Genomic DNA, 18,349 nt, shown 5'->3' with positions numbered 1-18,349 from the left:
ATTTTATTCAGTTACGGAATGATGGCTCTTTGCCAATCCCGCGCTGCGGAAACCGGCTGCAGCGAAGCGGATCAGCTCGCTCCCCGCCCGCCGCCTGTGTTCAACTTCGCTGACACCCGAAGGACGCTTGATCAGGCCGAAATCCGCCATTGCGTAAGTCAGTGCCCCGCCCAGGAAATCGAGCCGCCAGTAGAGTTCTTCCTTTGACAACTCCGGCAGGCAGGCGGCGAGTGCACGGGCGAAATCACGCTGCACGTGGCCGTAGCGTTCGGACAGGAAAGCCCGCAGGCCGTCATTGGTCTCGGCATAGGCGCGGGCGATGACCCTGATGAAAGCGCCGCCCCCGTTGCGGTTGGCTGCCAGGGCCAGCGCCGGCTCCACGAACGCGGCCAGGATCGTCTCCAGGCTGGCGGCGTCCTCCTGCGCCTTGCGCAGCATGTCCAGGCGCTGCGCGCTCATTTCGTCCATGCGCCGCCGGAACACCTCGTTGACCAGGTTTTCCTTGCTGCCGAAGTGATAGTTGACCGCGGCAATGTTGACCTCGGCGCGGGAGGTGACCTGGCGCAGCGACGTGCCACTGAAGCCCTGCTGTGCAAACAGCTCTTCTGCGGCGCCGAGAATGCGCTCCTTGGTGGAAAAACGGGTGCTGGACATCTGTTGCAAGGCCGGTTCAAACGTTTGTTTGGATGCTAAGCGGATCCACACCGGCGGTCAAACGAAGCTGTCAACCGGGCCCGGATTCCTATAGAATTGGCGACAGCTGAACTGGCCAAACCCGCGTCCTTTCGCGGGTTTTTACATGCTAATCTGGGTCGCCACGTGGTGGCGGGCCCGCTAACGGAGACCTCCCCATGGCGCTTGAGCGCACCCTGTCCATCATCAAGCCCGATGCCGTCGCCAAGAACGTCATCGGCGAAATCTATTCGCGTTTCGAAAAGGCCGGCCTGAAGGTCGCTGCCGCCAGGATGAAACACCTGACCCGCGAAGAGGCCGAGGGCTTCTACGCCGTGCACCGTGAACGTCCGTTCTTCGGCGCGCTGGTAGAGTTCATGATCAGCGGCCCGGTGATGATCCAGGTGCTGGAGGGCGAGAACGCAATCGCCATGAACCGCGAGCTGATGGGTGCGACCAACCCGAAGGAAGCCGAGGCGGGCACCATCCGCGCCGACTTCGCCGACTCCATCGATGCCAACGCCGTGCACGGCTCCGATGCCGCCGAGACCGCTGCCGAGGAGATCAAGTACTTCTTTGGCGATAACGAGGTCTACGCACGCTGATCTGCCGGCCACGGATCCGCGCCAGCGCGTGATCCGTGGCCACCTCCAATCAGGAATCCCGACCGAAGTGACTGCAACAGCCGCCAAGCAGAACCTCCTTAACCTGGACCGTGAAGGCCTGGAGCGTTTCTTCGTGGAAGCGCTGGACGAAAAGAGTTTCCGCGCGCACCAGGTGATGAAGTGGATCCATCACCGCCACGTCACCGACTTCGATGAGATGACGGACCTGGGCAAGACCCTGCGCGCCAAGCTGCACGAGCTTGCCGAAGTGCACGTGCCGCAGATCCAGTTCGAAAAGCCTTCGGTGGACGGCACCCACAAGTGGCTGCTGGCAATGGATGGCAGCAACGCCATCGAGACCGTTTACATTCCCGACAAGGGCCGCGGCACCCTGTGCGTGTCCTCTCAGGTCGGCTGCGCGCTCAACTGCACCTTCTGCTCCACCGCCACCCAGGGCTTCAACCGCAACCTGTCCACCGCCGAGATCATCGGCCAGGTGTGGGTGGCGGCCAAACACCTGGGCAACGTGCCGCACAAGCAGCGCAGGCTCACCAACGTGGTGATGATGGGCATGGGCGAACCGCTCATGAACTTCGACAACGTGGTGCGGGCCATGAGCGTGATGCGCGACGACCTGGGTTACGGCCTGGCCAACCGGCGCGTTACTTTGTCCACCGCCGGCCTGGTGCCAATGATTGACCGGCTGGGGCAGGAGAGCGACGTCTCGCTGGCGGTATCACTGCACGCGCCCAACGATGAGCTGCGCACGCAGCTGGTTCCACTCAACAAGAAGTATCCCGTGGCCGAACTCATGGACGCCTGCGTGCGCTACGCCCAGCGCAAGAAGGGCGAGTCGGTGACGTTCGAGTACACCCTGATGAAGGGCGTGAACGACCAGCCCGAACAGGCCCGCGAGCTGGTGCAGCTGATGCGCGAGTTCGACAACCGGCTGCAGATGAAGGATGCGGCCAAGATCAACCTGATCCCGTTCAACCCGTTCCCCGGTACGCGCTATGAGCGCCCCGACGACGTCGCCGTGCGGCGTTTCCAGAAACTGCTGAACGACGCTGGCCGGATCGCCCCGGTGCGTCGTCCGCGCGGTGATGATATCGATGCCGCCTGCGGTCAGCTCAAGGGCCAGGTGATGGACCGCACCCGCCGCCAGGCGGACTTCCAGAAACACCTGGCCGAACAGGAAAAGCGCTGATGGGCGTGCGTGGCGCGCTGCTGCTGGCAGCGGTGGTGGCCCTGGCGGCCACGGCCTGTTCACGCCTCACCTTCGTCAAGCCCAGTGCGGAGCGCGGCCACTACGACCAGGTTGCGCCCGACTACCGTTTCGGCGACTCCGCGGAGAGCCGTCGGCTCTCGCAGGTACACAATCACATAGCAGCGGCTGGGCGCGCCCTGGATGCCGGCCAGATCGACAAGGCGGAGGAGTCGGCACGCGCCGCGCTGAAGATCGATCGCCACGCCCCCCGGGCACTGACCATGATGGCCCTGGTGGAAATGGTCCGCGGCCGCAGCGAAGAGGCCGGGCGCTATTACGCCAGCGCCGCCGAACACGCTCCTGAAAACGGCGCGATCCAGAACAACTACGGTGCGTGGCTGTGCCGGCAGGGTCGGGCAGCCGAGTCGATGGACTATTTCGAGCGGGCAGTAGCCGACCCCGGCTACGCGGCCCGGGCCGATGCCCTGGCCAATGCGGGCGCCTGCGCAGAGACCGCCGGTCGCGGCGATCGCACCGAGGCTTACCTTCGTGCCGCGCTCAAACTCGATCCTGAAAACAGCGTGGCATTGTCAGCGATGGCTGAATACCAGTACCGTAACGGCCGGTACCTGGAAGCGCGGGCTTTCTCGCAGCGGCGGCTGGCAGCAGCACCGGCAACCGGCGAGGCTTTAATGCTTGCGTCACAGATTGAAGAGAGAATGGGCGACAGTGTCGCCGCAGAACGTTATCGTCAGCGGCTGGGAACGGAATTCCCTCACGCGTCGCAGCAGACCCCCGGGGGATAGCAGTCCACATGTCATCCGCAGCGAATGCAGGCGTTCCCCAGCAGGGGTCCGGTCTTCGCCTCAGACAGGCGCGCGAGGCCGCCGGACTGGGTATCGCCGAAGTAGCAGCGCAAATGCACGTTCCCGCGCGTGTTGTGTCATCGCTTGAAGAAGGGCGGTGGGAACACCTGGGTGCGGCTGTGTTCGTCCGTGGCCATCTGCGCAGCTATGCCCGCATCGTCGGCCTTGCCGAGGCTGATCTTCCGGTGGCCGATGAGCTGCCCCCGGTTGCACCGCCCGCACTCCAGCCGCGTACTTTCACGCCGCGCTATCGGCGCATTGCCGAGCAGGCTGCACGGCGCATGGTGTACGTGGTAATCACAGCAACCCTGGTGGTCCCGGTGTGGATGGTGACCCGCGGCCACATGGAGGGTTCGCCCGCCGAAGTCGCTTCGCTGGACCTGGCTCGCGGGCCGTTGGACGAAGGGCAGGGCACTACCGCGCTGAATGACTCCGCCCAGCGGCAACAGCGCCCGCTGGCAGCCTCCATGACCCCCATCCAGACCCGCCGGGCCCAGCCGCCTGCGGCGGTTGAGGGGAGCACGCCCGGGGCACCCGTCCTGACCTTGCGCTTCAACGAAGACAGCTGGGTGGAGATCAGCGGCCGCAACGGCCGCCAGCTGGAGCAGGCACTGCTCCGCGCCGGCGAGGAGCGCAGCTACGCAGCCGGTGAAGTCAGCCGCATCGTGCTTGGCAATGCGGGCGCGGTGGAGGTGATCCGGTTCGGCGATGTTCAGGATATCCAGCCGTTCCAGCGGGCGAACGTGGCGCGCTTTACGGTATCCTCCGACGGTTCGCTCGCTCCGCTGGCCGACTGACGTCGCCCGCAGCGCGGGCGAAGGCCGGCCGGCCACTGGTCGCGGGCCACACATATCCAGATGACAGGAGCTGCCCGCGCTTGCGCGCCGGGTGGGAGAAAGCATGGCAATTGACGATGTTTACGACGATCACGAACAGGGCGAGCGCGTCCGCGACTGGCTCCGGCGCAACAGCCTCGGGCTGGCCGGTGGCATTGCGATCGGACTCGCGCTGATCGGCGGCTGGCAGTGGTGGAACAAGCACCAGCACGGCCAGCGCGTGGCTGAGGGCGAGCGGTATCAGGCGGTGGTGGATGCCATCGCCGCGGGCGATCTGGAGCAGGCCGGCGCGCATGCGGACACGCTGGACTCGGACAGCTATACCATCCTGGCCGCGCTCAGCCTGGCCAAGGCCCAGTTCGAAACCGGAGACGCCGAAGCTGCAATCGCGACGCTGCGCGGGGCCGGCAGTTCCGATCCGGCACTCGAGCCGATCCGCCAGCACCGGCTGGCCCAGCTTCTGATCGAAACCGGGCAGGCCGCCGAAGCCGTCGACCTTCTGGTGGACAGCCAGGATCCGGCTTCGCTGGAAACGCTGGGCGATGCCCAGGTGATCCTGGATCGCCGCGAAGACGCACGCGAGTCCTACCAGGCCGCCCTGCGCAACCTGGACGTGGCAGCGCCGCAGCGCGGGCTGGTCGAACTCAAACTCATCGACGCTGGCGGCAAGCCGGCGCAAGCCGGGGCAATTTGATGAAGTCAGTGAACACAGGCATGGGAACGGCGCTGCTGCGCGGAGCGGTGGTGCTGTCCTGCGCCGTGGCCCTGGCCGGTTGCGGCACGGTCCGCGGCTGGTTTGGCAGTAGTGATGATGAGCCCAGCGCAACCGAACCGATGCCGCTGCAGGATTTCACCCAAAGCGCGTCAGTGCAACGGATCTGGAGCACCGGGGTCGGCAAGGGCGAGCGCCGGATCGGTGCGCGCCAGGGCCCGGCTATCGCCAACGGCCGGGTCTATGCGGCAGCGCTGACCAAAGGCGTGCGCGCCTTGGACCTGCAGAGCGGCAGCACGCTGTGGCATTACGACTCCGATCTCCAGCTCGCCGGTACGCCCGGCGTGGGCGAGGGTCTTGTGGCCGTGGGCAGCCTGGAAGGCAAGGTGGTTGCGCTTGACGCTGAAACCGGCGCAGAGCTCTGGACCGCCCAGCTCGGCAACGAAGTCATCGCACCGCCCGCCATCGGCCAGGGGCTGGTAGTGGTTCGTTCCAACGATGGCCGTATTACCGCGTTCGATGCCCGCAGCGGAGCAGAGCGCTGGTTCTGGGTGCAGGAGCTGCCCTCGCTGACCGTGCGCGGCAATGATGCACCCACGATCGGTCCCGGATATGTGTTCGTCGGCAATGACGACGGCACCGTGATCGCCCTGAGCATGGCTGATGGCCAGCCGATCTGGGAGCAGCAGGTTGGCATGCCCGACGGACGCACCGAGCTCGAGCGCATGGCCGATATTGATGGCAGCCCCGTGCTCGACAACGTCACCCTGTATGCCAGCAGCTACCGCGGGCAGACGATGGCAATCGACGCACCGTCCGGCCGGCCGCGTTGGGTCAGCGATCGCGGCGGCCCGGGTCGCCTGGGCCAGGGTTTCGACCGGCTCGTGATCGCCGATCGTCATGGCACGGTGTGGGCGCTGGACAAGAACAGCGGCTCCAGCCTGTGGCAGCAGGCGGCACTGGCGCGACGCAACCTGACCTCGGCGGCGATCCATGACAACCACGCCGTCGTAGGCGACTTCGATGGTTACCTGCATTGGCTGCGCATGGACAACGGTGAGCTGGCAGCACGTGTCCGTGCCGGACGCCATCCGATCAAAGGCGCACCGCTGGTCGCCGACGGCATTCTGGTAGTGCAAACGGTCCGCGGCGACCTGAGCGCTTACCGGCTGCAGCACTGATACGACAGGCGCAAACCCCCAATGCTCCCCCTGGTTGCCCTGGTCGGACGCCCCAACGTGGGCAAGTCGACCCTGTTCAACGTACTCACCCGCAGCCGCGACGCGCTGGTCCATGACCAGCCGGGGGTAACCCGCGACCGCAACTACGGTATCTGCCGCCTGGATCCGGAGCGACCTTTCGCCCTGGTCGATACCGGCGGCATCACCGACGAGGAAGAAGGGCTGGCCGGCGCCACCGCGCGCCAGTCCAGGACCGCGGCGGAAGAAGCCGACCTGGTGCTGTTCGTGGTCGATGGCCGCGAAGGCGCTTCTGCGCTGGATGACGAGCTCCTGGGCTGGCTGCGCAAGAGCGGCCGCCCGGTGTTGCTGGTGGTCAACAAGACCGACGGCATCGACGCCCGCGTTGCGCAGGCCGAATTTTCGCGCTACGGCTTCAAGGACGTGTTCCCGGTGTCTTCAGCGCACCGGCAGGGTATCGATCCGCTGCTGGCCCAGGTGTTGTCGATGCTACCGGCCCAGGGCGTTGAGCTCGAGGATGATCCGGAGCGCAAGCGGGTGGCCTTCATCGGTCGTCCCAACGTGGGCAAGTCCACCCTGGTCAATCGCCTGCTGGGCGAGGAGCGCATGATCGCTTCCGACGTGCCGGGCACCACTCGCGATTCGATCTCCGCCGAGCTGGAACGTGAGGGCCATAAGTACACTCTGATCGATACCGCCGGCATCCGTCGCAAGGCGCGTGTGGATGAGGTGGTGGAGAAGTTCTCCATCATCAAAACCCTGCAGGCGATCGAGCACTGCCAGGTGGCCGTGGTGATGCTGGACGCCAGCGAGGGCGTCACCGACCAGGACGCCAGCGTGCTGGGCGCAGTGCTGGATGCCGGCCGGGCGCTGGTGATCGCGGTCAACAAATGGGACGGGCTGAGCACCTATCAGCGCGAACAGACGGCAGCGCTGCTCTCGCGCAAGCTGGCCTTCGTGCCGTGGGCGGAGTCGGTGCGCATCAGCGCGCTGCACGGATCCGGGCTGAAGGAACTCTTTGCCGCCATCCATCGGGCGCATGCGGCCACCACCCGCCAGCTCAGCACTTCGGAAATCAACCTGGCGCTTGAAATCGCCAGTGAAGCGAACCCGCCACCGGCGGGGGGTGGGCATGCGCCCAAGCTCCGCTTCGGTCATCCGGGTGGCATCAGCCCGCCCACCATCGTGATTCATGGCAATCGGCTGCGGACCCTGCCGGACAGCTACAAGCGCTACCTGGAAAACTTCTTCCGCAAGCGCTTCAAGCTTGTGGGCACGCCCGTGCGGTTCTTTTTCAAGGAGGGGGAAAACCCCTACAAGGACCGCAAGAACGTGCTTACCACGCGGCAGGAAGGCAAGAAAAAGCGCATGATCCGACACGTCAAACGCAAGGGCTGAACCATGCAGGCGGCAACGACACTTGGCATTCTGGCTGGTGGGCAGGCCTTGCGTCTGGGTGGTCTGGACAAGGCCTGGTTGCAGCGCGGCGGGATCGCGCAGGTGGAGCGGCTGGCCGCGCGGCTGGCCGACGGTGTCGGAGAGGTCCTGGTCAGCGCCAACCGCAACCACGACGCCTATGCACGCATAGGCCTGGCCACGGTGGCGGATCGGGTGGCCGGCATCGGTCCGCTCGGCGGGTTGGATGCCCTGGCCCGAGCCTGCTCGGGTGAGTGGCTGCTGACCGTGCCGGTGGACGTGGTGAACATCAACGACTGCCTGCTGCGCAGGCTCTTGGCCTGTGGCGACCAGGGCGCCTGGGTGGTGGACGATGACGGTCCGCAGCCGCTGGTTGCACTGTGGCCGGTTGACCGGCTGCGGCCGGCGCTCGCTACCGCGATCGAATCTGGCCAGCTGGCCGTCCATGCGTTGCAGGCAAAGCTGGGCATGACTCCGCTTCGGCTGGAAGGGGTACGCTTCGGTAATCTCAATACCCCACAGGACCTGGCCGACGCCGGCATTGAAACTGGATGACCGATTTTCCTACCCGTATTTCCTACGCTGAAGCTTCAGCGATTATCAAAGACACTGGTTCCACCCACCGCATGCCGGTTGAGCGCTGCGCGCTGCAGCGGGCCCATGGCAAGGTGCTGGCCGCCGATGTAGTGGCCACGGTGGCCCAGCCGCCGTTCGACAACTCGGCCATGGACGGGTTTGCACTGCGCCACGCCGACCTCGACGCGGAAGGGGAAACCACCTTGCTCCTGGCCGGCGAGCAGTTCGCCGGCACTGCCGGCCAGCCGCCACTGCAGCCGGGCGAGTGTGTGCGGATCACCACTGGCGCGCCGATGCCGCCGGGCGCCGACACGGTGGTCATGAAGGAGAACACCCGGGTCGAAGGTGACACCGTCCATGTGGTGGTGGCACCGACGGCAGGGCGCAACGTGCGCCACGCTGCCGAGGACACCGCGCCCGGTGATCTGCTGCTGCGGGCCGGAGATGTGCTCAGCCCTGCGCGGATCGGCCTGTGCGCCATGCAGGGGCTGGCCGAACTGGAAGTGACCCGCGTGCCCACGGTGGCGGTATTCAGCACCGGTGATGAGCTGATCGAACCGGGCCTGCCACTGGGACCGGGGCAGATCTACAACTCCAACCGCGAACAGCTGATGGGCCTGCTGCGCAACGACGGCCTGGACCCGGTGGCGTGGCCGAACCTCGCCGATGAACCAGCCCAGGTGGAATCTGCGCTGCGCCACGCCGGCCACGCATTCGACCTGGTGATCACCACCGGCGGCGTCTCCGCCGGCGAGAAGGATTACCTGCCCGCGCTCATGCAGGCCCAGGGCAGGGTGCTGTTCTGGAAGTCCCGGCTCAAGCCCGGCATGCCGGTGCTGCTGGCCGACGGCGCCAGCCTGGGCCATGCGCTGTTCCTGTGCCTGCCGGGCAACCCGGTGTCGGTGCTGGCCACCTGGCTGGCATTGGGACGGCCGCTGGTGGATGCCATGCGCGGCCGCGAGCCACGCCAGCGCATGTACGCACGCCTGACGACCGATTGGCGCAAGCGCAACGAGCGGTTGGAATTCCTGCGCGGGCGGCTGTGTTGCGGCGCAGATGGTGTGCTGACCATCGAGCCCAATCCCGCCGACGGTTCCCACCGGATGCGCGCGGCAGCCGATTCCGATGCGCTGCTGGTCCTGCAGGAAGGCGCGCGCGACTACGCCGCTGGCGAGGTCGTGGAGATCATTCCCTACTGACCGGCTGGCCGGCGTTCCGCGCAGGCACAGGCGGGACACGGGATAATGCCGGCATGTCAATCCATGAAATTCTTCCCCGCGAAGCCCAGCGCCGTGTTGCCCGCGGCGCAAGGCTGATCGACATCCGCGATGACCACGAGCGCGCTGCCGGCATGGCTGAAGGTGCGCTTGGGGTGAGCCGGGCCGAACTGGAGCGGGCCCCCACCGCGCATATTCCGGCACCCGGCGATGAGGTCATCCTGATCTGCCAGATGGGCGGGCGATCCCGCCAGGCGGCCGAGGCGCTCGCCGCGCTTGGCTATGCCAACGTCGATTCGGTCCTCGGCGGCACCGGCCGCTGGCAGGAGGAAGGCCTGCCCATGAGCGGCCCGCGCGCGGACTTCGATGCCGACTTCCACGAGCGCTATTCGCGCCACCTGTTGCTGCCGGAGATCGGCGTGGAAGGCCAGCAGCGGCTGGAAGCGTCGCGCGTGCTGATGCTGGGCGCGGGCGGCCTGGGTTCACCGGCCGCTTTTTACCTCGCTGCGGCGGGCGTTGGAACCCTGCGCATCGCCGATCCGGACGTGGTGGACCGCAGCAACCTGCAGCGCCAGATCCTGCACACCGAGGCCTCGATCGGCACGCCCAAGGTCGCCTCCGCGGCGGCCACGCTGGGCGCGCTCAACCCGCGCACCCGCATCGAGGCGGTGGCCGAGCTGGTGACCAGCGACAACGTGGAATCCCTGCTGGAGGGGATCGACGTGGTGATCGACGGCGCGGACAACTTCCCGGTGCGCTACCTGCTCAACGACGCCTGCGTGAAGCTCGGCAAGCCGCTGGTCTACGGCGCGGTGCACCGCTTCGAAGGCCAGGTGAGCGTGTTCGACGCCGGCCGCAACCGCGGCACCCAGCCGTGCTACCGCTGCCTGTTTCCGGAGCCGCCGCCGCCGGAATTCGCTCCCAACTGCTCCGAAGCCGGGGTGCTGGGGATCCTGCCAGGGGTGGTGGGGCTGCTGGAAGCCACCGAAGCGATCAAGCTGCTGCTGGGCATCGGCGAGCCGCTGCGCGGGCGCCTGCTGCATTTCGATGCCATGGGAATGCGTTTCCGTGAAACCCGGCTCGGACCGGATCCGGACTGCCCGCTGTGTGCGCCGGGCCGTCCATTCCCCGGTTACATCGACTACGCCGCTTTCTGCTCCGGCGCGTAGCTGCGGTCCCCGTCGACCACGTAGGGCCGGCCTACTCGCCCGCGCCGAAGAACTCCGACAGAGCGTGCCCATACGGCGGATCCAGCGACAGGTCGTTATGTCCGGCATCGGCAATATCGACCACCTGCGGCGGCCGGGGCAGGGCGGCGATCAACCGGTCCGTGTTGCGCGCAGGAATGATCTCGTCGTTCGCCGCACGCAGCACCAGCACCGGCTGCGTGAAGTCGCGCAGCGCCTGCGCCGAGTCGTAGCGCTCGCGCAGCAGCCAGCGCACCGGCAGCCACGGGAAGTGCGCCTGGCCCACCGCCGCCATGCTGTCGAAAGGAGTGATCAGGGCCAATCCGGCCACCGGGCGATGCGCGGCCACGTGGGCGGCCACCCCGCTGCCCAGGCTGCGCCCGATCACGCCCACCGGCTCGCCGGGATGCAGCGCGCTGACGTGGTCGAACAGCGCAAGCGCGTCGGCCTTCAGGTCCTGCTCCCGCGGCACGCCTTCGCTGGCTCCATAGCCGCGGTAGGCCAACAGGTACACGCTGCGGTGCGGCAGCCACGCACGGAAATCATCGCGGTTGTGCTCCACGCTCTCCGCGTTGCCGCCGAAATAAAGCACCGGCGGACCGAGGCTTTCATTGACGATCCAACCGCGCAGGATGACGCCATCGCGTTCGATGGCGAAGTCGGTTCCGGGCGCATCCGCGCGCGTCTGCGCCGGCAGATAAACGAAGCTCCGCTGCTGCAGGAACATCAGCAGGCACAGGGCCAGATAGGCCAGTGCCAGGACCGCGACCAGGACGCCGACGGCCCGCAAAGGCTCAGCCCTTGTCCGGGGTGCGCTGCAGGGCCTGGAAAGCTTCCAGTTGCTCCGGTGTCGCCTCGCGCTGGTGCTGCGCCTTCCACTCGCTGAAAGGCATGCCGTAGAAATGATCACGGGCCGCGCTGCGATCCATCTCGATCCCGTGTTCGGCAGCGGCTTCGCCGTACCAGTCGGCCAGGCAGTTGCGGCAGAAGCCGGCGAGGATCATCAGGTCGATATTCTGCACATCCGGGCGCTGCCGCAGCAGGTGATCCCGCAGGCGGCGGAACACGGCGGCTTCGATTTCGGTGGTGGTGCGATCTGCTTCGGTCATGTGTGGGGAATCCCGGTGCTTTCGCCCACGGGATGAAACGGCGAGAATAGGGGCTTCGACTCTATCGCAGCGCACCTCTTTCCGCATGACCGCACGCATCCTCGACGGCAGGGCCATTGCCGACAGCCTGCTCGATTCGCTCCGCCTCAAGGTCGAGGCCCGGCTGGGTGATGGCAAGCCTGCTCCCGGCCTGGCCGTGGTGCTGGTGGGCAGTGACCCAGCGTCGCAATCCTACGTGCGCAACAAGCGCCGCGCGGCCGAAAAAGTCGGCATCCGCGCGCTCGATTACGACATGCCGGCCGGCACCACCGAGGCCGAGCTGCTGGAACTGATCGACCGCCTGAACGCCGATCCGGGCGTGCACGGCATCCTGGTGCAGCTGCCGCTGCCGGGCATCCCCGACGCCACCCGCCTGATCCATCGCATCGACCCGCGCAAGGACGTGGACGGCTTCCATCCGGAAAACGTCGGCCACCTGGCCCTGCGCCAGTTCGGCCTGCGGCCCTGCACGCCGCGCGGCATCACCACGCTGCTTGCCTGGACCGACCGCCCGGTGCGCGGCCAGAACGCCACCATCGTGGGCGTCAGCAACCACGTGGGCCGCCCAATGGCGCTGGAGCTGCTGATCGCCGGCTGCACCGTCACCTGCTGCCACAAGTTCACCCCGCGCGAGGTCCTGCGCCAAAGTGTGGCCAACGCCGACATCCTGGTAGTGGCAGTGGGCCGGCCGGATCTGGTGCCGGGCGAATGGGTCAAGCCCGGCGGGGTGGTGATCGACGTGGGCATCAACCGGCTCGACGATGGCCGCCTGGTGGGCGACGTTGGATTCGAAGCCGCAGCGCAGCGCGCCAGCTGGATCACCCCGGTGCCGGGCGGGGTAGGGCCGATGACCGTGGCCACCCTGATGCAGAACACCCTGGAAGCCGCCGAAGCGGCCGAGAACCATGACGCCAACCGCTGGAGCGCGGCCCGCTAGAACGCAGGGTTCCTGGCGCACGCTGCCCTCCGGAGGAGGTACAATGGCGTGCTTCCCCAGATCCGGACCGCCCATGCTGCGCATCCAGGCCGAAGCGCTCACCTACGACGATGTTTCCCTCGTCCCAGCGCATTCCACCGTCCTGCCCAAGGACGTCCTGCTCGCCGCCCGGCTGACCAGGAACCTGCACCTGAACCTGCCGATCGTGTCCGCTGCCATGGACACGGTGACCGAGGCGCGCCTGGCGATCGCCATGGCCCAGCTCGGCGGCATCGGCATCATGCACAAGAACATGAGCCCCGAGCGCCAGGCCGCGCACGTGCTGCAGGTGAAGAACTTCGAGGCCGGGGTGATCCGCGAGCCGTTCACCGTCAGCCCGCAGACCTCGATCGGCGAGGTGCTCAAACTCACCCGCGCGCGCAACATCTCCGGCGTGCCGGTGGTCGAAGGCGACCAGCTGGTGGGCATCGTCACCGGGCGCGACATGCGCTTCGAAAAGAAGCTCGACGATCCGGTGAAGAACATCATGACCCGCAAGGACAAGCTGGTCACGGTGAACGAGGGCGCCAGCGACGAGGAAGTGATCGAGCTGCTGCATCGCCACCGGATTGAAAAGGTGCTGGTGGTCAACGACCAGTTCCAGCTGCGCGGCCTGATCACCGTCAAGGACATCCAGAAAGCCCAGGACAACCCGAACGCGGCCAAGGACAACTCCGAGAGCCTGCTGGTGGGTGCCGCTGTTGGCGTCGGTGGCGACACCGAAGAGCGCATCGAGCGCCTGGCCGCGGCCGGCGTCGACGTGATCATCGTTGATACCGCCCACGGCCATTCCCAGGGCGTACTCAACCGCGTGTCCTGGGCCAAGAAGCACTATCCGCAGCTGCAGGTGGTGGGCGGCAACATCGTTACCGGTGATGCCGCTCTGGCGCTGATGGATGCCGGTGCCGACGCGGTCAAGGTCGGCGTGGGGCCGGGTTCGATCTGCACCACCCGCGTGGTGGCAGGCGTAGGCGTGCCGCAGATCACCGCGATCGACATGGTCGCCGAAGCACTGCAGGACCGCATCCCGCTGATCGCCGATGGCGGCATCCGCTATTCCGGCGATATCGGCAAGGCGCTGGCCGCTGGAGCCTCCACGGTGATGATCGGCGGCCTGTTCGCCGGCACCGAGGAAACCCCGGGCGAGACCGAGCTCTACCAGGGCCGCAGCTACAAGAGCTACCGCGGCATGGGCAGCCTGGCGGCGATGGAGAAGGGGTCCAGCGACCGCTACTTCCAGGAGGCCGCGACCGCCGACAAGCTGGTGCCCGAGGGCATCGAGGGCCGCGTGCCCTACCGCGGCCCGCTGGCAGGCGTGATCCACCAGCTCATCGGCGGCCTGCGCGCGACCATGGGCTACGTCGGCTGCGCCACCGTTGAAGAGATGCGCACCAAGCCGCAGTTCGTGAAGATCACCGGCGCAGGCCAGCGCGAAAGCCACGTCCACGACGTGCAGATCACCAAGGAACCACCGAACTACCGCATGGGGTGAAGAAGGCGGGTGCCCGGTCTTCACGCGGTTTCGCGCGCATGGCGCGCTCCTACGGAGGCGGCCCGTTTTGCCCACGTGGCCCTTTCGGCTGGCGATGTTGTAGGAGCGCGCCATGCGCGCGAAACCGCGTGACTTCCCCCATCCCGCGTTCAGCGACCAACCCAGACACCCCCCGGATCACCCACGCCCGCCAACGGATCCACCGTTCCCCGCACCCCGGGCCGAGAACCTGCCAATGACCGACATCCATGCCGACAAGATCCTGATCCTCGATTTCGGGGCGCAGTACACCCAGCTCATCGCCCGCCGGATCCGCGAGATCGGCGTGTACTGCGAAGTCTGGGCATGGGACCACGACCCGTCCGAGATCGCCGATTTCGCGCCGAAGGGGATCATCCTCTCCGGCGGCCCGGAGTCGACCACGGTGGAAGGCTCGCCGCGCGCGCCGCAGGAAGTCTTCGACAGCGGCGTGCCGCTGCTGGGCGTGTGCTACGGCATGCAGACCATGGCCCGCCAGCTGGGCGGGCAGACCGAATCCGCCGACCAGCGCGAATACGGCCACGCCGTGATCGAGCGCCTGGCCCAAGACCGGCTGCTGGCCGGACTGGCCGACCATCCCGGCACGCCCGCGCGGCTGGATGTGTGGATGAGCCACGGCGACCACGTCTCGAAGGAGCCCCCGGGCTTCGTGGTCACCGCCAGCACCGATCGCGTGCCGGTGGCCGCCTTCGCCAATGACGACAAGCGCTGGTACGGCGTGCAGTTCCATCCGGAAGTCACCCACACCACCCAGGGCCAGACGATGTTCCGGCGCTTCGTGGTCGATATCTGCGGCTGCCAGACCCTGTGGACCGCGGCCAACATCATCGAAGACCAGATCGGCCAGGTGCGCACCAAGGTGGGCAGCGACGAGGTGATCCTGGGTCTGTCCGGCGGTGTTGATTCCTCGGTGGTGGCCGCGCTGCTGCACCAGGCGATCGGCAAGCAGCTCACCTGCGTGTTCGTCGATACCGGCCTGCTGCGCTTTCAGGAGGCGGACCAGGTAATGGCCACTTTCGCCGACCACCTAGGCGTGCGCGTGGTCAAGGTTGATGCGGCCGACCGCTTCTTCGGCGCACTGGCCGGAGTCAGCGACCCGGAAGCCAAGCGCAAGATCATCGGCAACCTGTTCATCGAGATCTTCGAAGAGCAGGCCAACAAGCTGAAGAACGCCCGTTGGCTGGCCCAGGGCACCATCTATCCCGACGTGATCGAGTCGGCCGGCAGCCGCACCGGCAAGGCCCACATGATCAAGAGCCACCACAACGTGGGCGGCCTGCCTGAGCACATGAACCTCGGCCTGGTGGAGCCGCTGCGCGAGCTGTTCAAGGACGAAGTGCGCCGTCTGGGCGTGGAGCTCGGCCTGCCCGAGAAGATGGTCAACCGCCATCCGTTCCCCGGCCCGGGCCTTGGCGTCCGCATCCTCGGTGAAGTGAAGCGCGAATACGCCGAACTGCTGGCCCGCGCCGATGCAATCTTCATCGAGGAACTCTTCCGCGCCGGCCTGTACGACAAGACCAGCCAGGCGTTTGCCGTGTTCCTGCCGATCAAGTCGGTGGGCGTGGTGGGCGATGCCCGTGCCTACGAATGGGTGATCGCGCTGCGCGCGGTGGAAACGGTGGACTTCATGACCGCCCGGTGGGCGCACCTGCCACATGAGTTCCTGGGGCGCGTATCCAACAGGATTATCAATGAGTTGCGCGGAGTTTCTCGCGTAGTTTATGACATCAGTGGGAAGCCGCCTGCCACCATTGAGTGGGAGTGACGATAAAACCGCCCGCGCGGAGCCGCTGGCTTTCGCAGCCGCAATGACGCACTCTTACCAAGTCCTGATCGATGCGATGAGAGTATGAGAATGAACGCGACAACCACTCTTTCCAGCAAGTACCAGATTTCCATCCCGAAGGCCGTGCGGGAAGAGCAGAACTGGGAAGCCGGGCAGGAATTTGTGTTCATTCCAAAGGGTAAGGGTGTTCTGGTCATACCGGTGCCCGAGCTGGAACAATTGGCCGGAATTGCCAAGGGCGCTCGCACTGACGGATACCGCGACCGCGGGGATCGCTACTGATGGCGGCGGCGCTGCGTCTGGTCGACACCTCGGCCTGGATCGAGTGGCTGGTCGGCAGCGCACTGGGCAAGCGCCTGGGTAAGCAGATCCCGGACAAGCAGGAATGCATCGTACCGACGATCGTCCAGCTCGAACTCTCGAAATGGCTGGTGCGTGAACTCGGCGATGACCAAGCCGATCAGATGATCGCTTATACCCAGAAGTGTGTCGTGGTGCCTCTGGATACGACCATCGCTCTGCTCGCAGCGGACCTGCACCGTGAGCACAAATTGACCACCGCCGATGCCATCGTTTACGCAACAGCCCGGCACGAGGGAGCGGAGCTGCTCACCTGTGATGCCCATTTCCAGGGATTGCCCGACGTGGCATTGTTCGCCAAGACCGCTTGAAGATACGGATAACACCGGTGCGCCATGAGCGGGAAGTCGCAGGCCGCAACGGCTCGCGCGTTGAAGGAATCACCCCTTCGCCGCCATCCTTTTTGGGCTCCCGTACCTCTTCCGCGTCTTCAAACTCGGTGACATTTCAGACGCGTTGATGGGCGTCGGGCTCGTGTCACTTGGCGTATGCTGGCTCATCAACCGGGGCAGCAAGCTGGACAAGGGCAAGCCACTGGGCTCCTCATTTCTCGTGCTGTCGATCATGTTGCTCTTCGCGAACCTTGTGGTGGTTTCTCTTCGATGACCGCAGACAAATCCTCGATGACGTGGAGTCCGCAACAAACCCGAGTTCGATGGTCCGTGGCCAAGATCCTTGGTTTCGTACTCACTTTCGGTGGCCTTCTGATTGCGCTGTACTACAACCAGTTCTCACCGACTGCGCCGAATCTTGACCTGGCCCTGGCAGGTTGGCTCGTATGGGCCGTCGGGCTGGCCATTCTGGTGGTCCAGCGGTTTAAAAGTCAGCGTGGCAGCGGCGATCAGGAACGCGCGGGGTAGTGGCTTGGACACGTCGTATGATCAGCCGCGCGACCGGATGAGCATTCTCCTTGCGATCAAGCGGCGCGTGGAAGAGCTTCCACTTGCGGCCTACTGCCTTGTCGCAGGAGTCGCCGCGCTGATCGGGTCATTCGCGCTTGTTGCCGGAGTCGTTTTAGTGGCCGGCGTCTTCGGAGTGGATGCCATGCCAGACGGCCCTGGAGGGTCGTTGGGCGTCGCAGACGTTGTAGGAACACTCATCTTTGCTCCCGTTGTCGAAACCTTCCTGTTCGCCGGGCTGTTGAAACTGCTGTCGGGTTTGGGGCCCTTGCGGTCCTGCGTTGTTTCGGCGGTAATCTGGGGCCTCGCGCACGGTCTGCTTGAGCCCATCCGTTTCGCCGGTTCAGTCTGGAGTTTTTTCGTTTTCGGCTTTGGCTACCTGCTCTGGGGACAGCGCTCGTTCAAACATGGCTTTGTGGCGGCGGCCGTGCCCCATGTCATCGTCAACTGCGTGGCGCTTGCGATTTGGGCCGGCGGAACAGGTTGACCACGGAATGACCATCGAGAAAACCCAGGTCCCGCAGGGCTGACAGGAGTATTGATGCGACTGTTACTTACGATCGTGCTGTGCCTCACTTCCTGGGCTGCTACTGCCGGGCAGCCGCCAGATGCAAGGTGTTCATACGACCAGGAAGCGATGCTCGCCCTCGATGAGGCGGCTTTTGACCAGGACCTTCCTGACGGGGGCTGGCGGAAGATCGGCAACATCCCGGGGTGCGAGGTGGCGGCGGCGGAGCTGATCGCAGCCTATCGGGCGCGGCACCCGGGATCGTCTTCCACGGTGGCGTGGCACGAAGGCCAGATGCTGGCGTCTGCCGGCCTGCATGAGCAGGCGATTCCGGCACTGGAGAGCGCGAGGAAGGATCCAGTCCTGGATGGCGCCGGGTGGAACCACTACGTCGACGCGACGATCGCTTTCCTTGCTGGCGACAGGGAAGGTCTGGAACGGGCGCGAGACCGGCTGGCCGCAGTGCCCCATGACGAGACATCAGGCCTGCCGCCTCTGGTCGAGGGCTATATCGTGCTGCCGACGCAGCCGGGCCAGCCACCGATGAGGCTGCGCTGGCCGCCGAACATCGATGTGGTCGAGGGCCTGCTCAACTGCTTCGGCAAGCCCTACAACGACGCTTATGGCTCGGCCTGCCGACCCGATTGA

General features: G+C 66.0%; 21 protein-coding genes. 18 read left to right on the top strand and 3 right to left on the bottom strand.

The annotated features are described in order from the left end of the window. Positions 1–3 precede the first annotated feature (3 nt). The gene (locus ACW7G2_RS02235; RefSeq protein ID WP_456972300.1) at positions 4–654 is read right to left on the bottom strand and encodes a TetR/AcrR family transcriptional regulator; all 651 of its coding nucleotides are present in this window, start codon (positions 652–654) and stop codon (positions 4–6) included. A 197-nt stretch (positions 655–851) separates the two neighbouring features. Here ACW7G2_RS02235 and ndk point away from each other — a divergent pair, with 197 nt between their 5' ends. The 10 genes from ndk to moeB all read left to right on the top strand — a co-directional run bounded on the left by ndk (position 852) and on the right by moeB (position 10,475). Beyond that, on the top strand, positions 852–1,277 hold the full coding sequence (gene ndk, locus ACW7G2_RS02230; protein WP_456972298.1) for a nucleoside-diphosphate kinase: 426 nt from the start codon (positions 852–854) through the stop codon (positions 1,275–1,277). Positions 1,278–1,305: 28 nt separating this feature from the next. Then, positions 1,306–2,484, top strand: coding sequence for a 23S rRNA (adenine(2503)-C(2))-methyltransferase RlmN (gene rlmN / locus ACW7G2_RS02225; RefSeq protein ID WP_456972296.1), 1,179 nt, complete (start codon positions 1,306–1,308; stop codon positions 2,482–2,484). Continuing rightward, entirely contained in the window at positions 2,484–3,290 is an 807-nt protein-coding gene (pilW, locus tag ACW7G2_RS02220) for a type IV pilus biogenesis/stability protein PilW (RefSeq protein WP_456972294.1), read from the top strand. The genes rlmN and pilW overlap by 1 nt, the downstream gene beginning before the upstream one ends. 8 nt (positions 3,291–3,298) lie before the next feature. After that, positions 3,299–4,147 carry a helix-turn-helix domain-containing protein gene (locus ACW7G2_RS02215; RefSeq protein WP_456972292.1) on the top strand — a complete coding sequence of 283 codons (849 nt, stop codon included), beginning with the start codon at positions 3,299–3,301 and terminating at the stop codon, positions 4,145–4,147. Between the two features lie 103 nt (positions 4,148–4,250). Continuing rightward, positions 4,251–4,880, top strand: coding sequence for a YfgM family protein (locus tag ACW7G2_RS02210; RefSeq protein WP_456972290.1), 630 nt, complete (start codon positions 4,251–4,253; stop codon positions 4,878–4,880). Further along, complete coding sequence (bamB, locus tag ACW7G2_RS02205) at positions 4,880–6,079, top strand: outer membrane protein assembly factor BamB (RefSeq protein ID WP_456972288.1); 1,200 nt, start codon at positions 4,880–4,882, stop codon at positions 6,077–6,079. The genes ACW7G2_RS02210 and bamB overlap by 1 nt, the downstream gene beginning before the upstream one ends. 21 nt (positions 6,080–6,100) lie before the next feature. Further along, positions 6,101–7,495: a ribosome biogenesis GTPase Der gene (der, locus tag ACW7G2_RS02200; RefSeq protein WP_456972286.1), complete on the top strand. Its 1,395-nt coding sequence runs from the start codon at positions 6,101–6,103 to the stop codon at positions 7,493–7,495. A 3-nt stretch (positions 7,496–7,498) separates the two neighbouring features. Continuing rightward, the gene (gene mobA, locus ACW7G2_RS02195) at positions 7,499–8,068 is read left to right on the top strand and encodes a molybdenum cofactor guanylyltransferase (RefSeq protein ID WP_456972284.1); all 570 of its coding nucleotides are present in this window, start codon (positions 7,499–7,501) and stop codon (positions 8,066–8,068) included. After that, a complete protein-coding gene (locus ACW7G2_RS02190; protein ID WP_456972282.1) occupies positions 8,065–9,288 on the top strand; it encodes a molybdopterin molybdotransferase MoeA in 1,224 nt (407 codons plus the stop codon). The genes mobA and ACW7G2_RS02190 overlap by 4 nt, the downstream gene beginning before the upstream one ends. Before the next feature lie 53 nt (positions 9,289–9,341). Further along, on the top strand, positions 9,342–10,475 hold the full coding sequence (moeB, locus tag ACW7G2_RS02185) for a molybdopterin-synthase adenylyltransferase MoeB (RefSeq protein ID WP_456972280.1): 1,134 nt from the start codon (positions 9,342–9,344) through the stop codon (positions 10,473–10,475). Positions 10,476–10,506: 31 nt separating this feature from the next. Here the strand turns inward: moeB and ACW7G2_RS02180 are convergent, their stop codons facing one another. Then, positions 10,507–11,283, bottom strand: a complete 777-nt coding sequence (locus ACW7G2_RS02180) for an alpha/beta hydrolase (RefSeq protein WP_456972278.1) — start codon at positions 11,281–11,283, stop codon at positions 10,507–10,509. Positions 11,284–11,287: 4 nt separating this feature from the next. Further along, on the bottom strand, positions 11,288–11,602 hold the full coding sequence (locus tag ACW7G2_RS02175; protein WP_456972275.1) for a DUF1244 domain-containing protein: 315 nt from the start codon (positions 11,600–11,602) through the stop codon (positions 11,288–11,290). A gap of 85 nt (positions 11,603–11,687) precedes the next feature. Between ACW7G2_RS02175 and folD the strand changes: the two genes are divergently transcribed. From folD to ACW7G2_RS02135, 8 genes are all read left to right on the top strand, one after another. Next, positions 11,688–12,578, top strand: coding sequence for a bifunctional methylenetetrahydrofolate dehydrogenase/methenyltetrahydrofolate cyclohydrolase FolD (gene folD, locus ACW7G2_RS02170; RefSeq protein ID WP_456972273.1), 891 nt, complete (start codon positions 11,688–11,690; stop codon positions 12,576–12,578). Positions 12,579–12,651: 73 nt separating this feature from the next. Beyond that, complete coding sequence (guaB, locus tag ACW7G2_RS02165) at positions 12,652–14,109, top strand: IMP dehydrogenase (protein WP_456972271.1); 1,458 nt, start codon at positions 12,652–12,654, stop codon at positions 14,107–14,109. 235 nt (positions 14,110–14,344) lie between these two features. After that, the gene (gene guaA / locus ACW7G2_RS02160) at positions 14,345–15,913 is read left to right on the top strand and encodes a glutamine-hydrolyzing GMP synthase (protein WP_456972269.1); all 1,569 of its coding nucleotides are present in this window, start codon (positions 14,345–14,347) and stop codon (positions 15,911–15,913) included. A 90-nt stretch (positions 15,914–16,003) separates the two neighbouring features. Continuing rightward, positions 16,004–16,216 (top strand): AbrB/MazE/SpoVT family DNA-binding domain-containing protein, encoded by a 213-nt coding sequence (locus tag ACW7G2_RS02155; protein WP_456972267.1) that lies wholly within the window; start codon positions 16,004–16,006, stop codon positions 16,214–16,216. After that, a complete protein-coding gene (locus ACW7G2_RS02150; protein ID WP_456972265.1) occupies positions 16,216–16,605 on the top strand; it encodes a PIN domain-containing protein in 390 nt (129 codons plus the stop codon). The genes ACW7G2_RS02155 and ACW7G2_RS02150 overlap by 1 nt, the downstream gene beginning before the upstream one ends. A gap of 351 nt (positions 16,606–16,956) precedes the next feature. Beyond that, positions 16,957–17,154 carry a hypothetical protein gene (locus tag ACW7G2_RS02145; protein WP_456972263.1) on the top strand — a complete coding sequence of 66 codons (198 nt, stop codon included), beginning with the start codon at positions 16,957–16,959 and terminating at the stop codon, positions 17,152–17,154. 37 nt (positions 17,155–17,191) lie between these two features. Then, entirely contained in the window at positions 17,192–17,680 is a 489-nt protein-coding gene (locus tag ACW7G2_RS02140; protein WP_456972261.1) for a CPBP family glutamic-type intramembrane protease, read from the top strand. A 54-nt stretch (positions 17,681–17,734) separates the two neighbouring features. After that, positions 17,735–18,349 (top strand): hypothetical protein, encoded by a 615-nt coding sequence (locus ACW7G2_RS02135; RefSeq protein ID WP_456972259.1) that lies wholly within the window; start codon positions 17,735–17,737, stop codon positions 18,347–18,349.

Source organism: Luteimonas sp. A277 (assembly GCF_054052045.1).
This window is presented reverse-complemented; position numbering and strand designations above follow the sequence as displayed.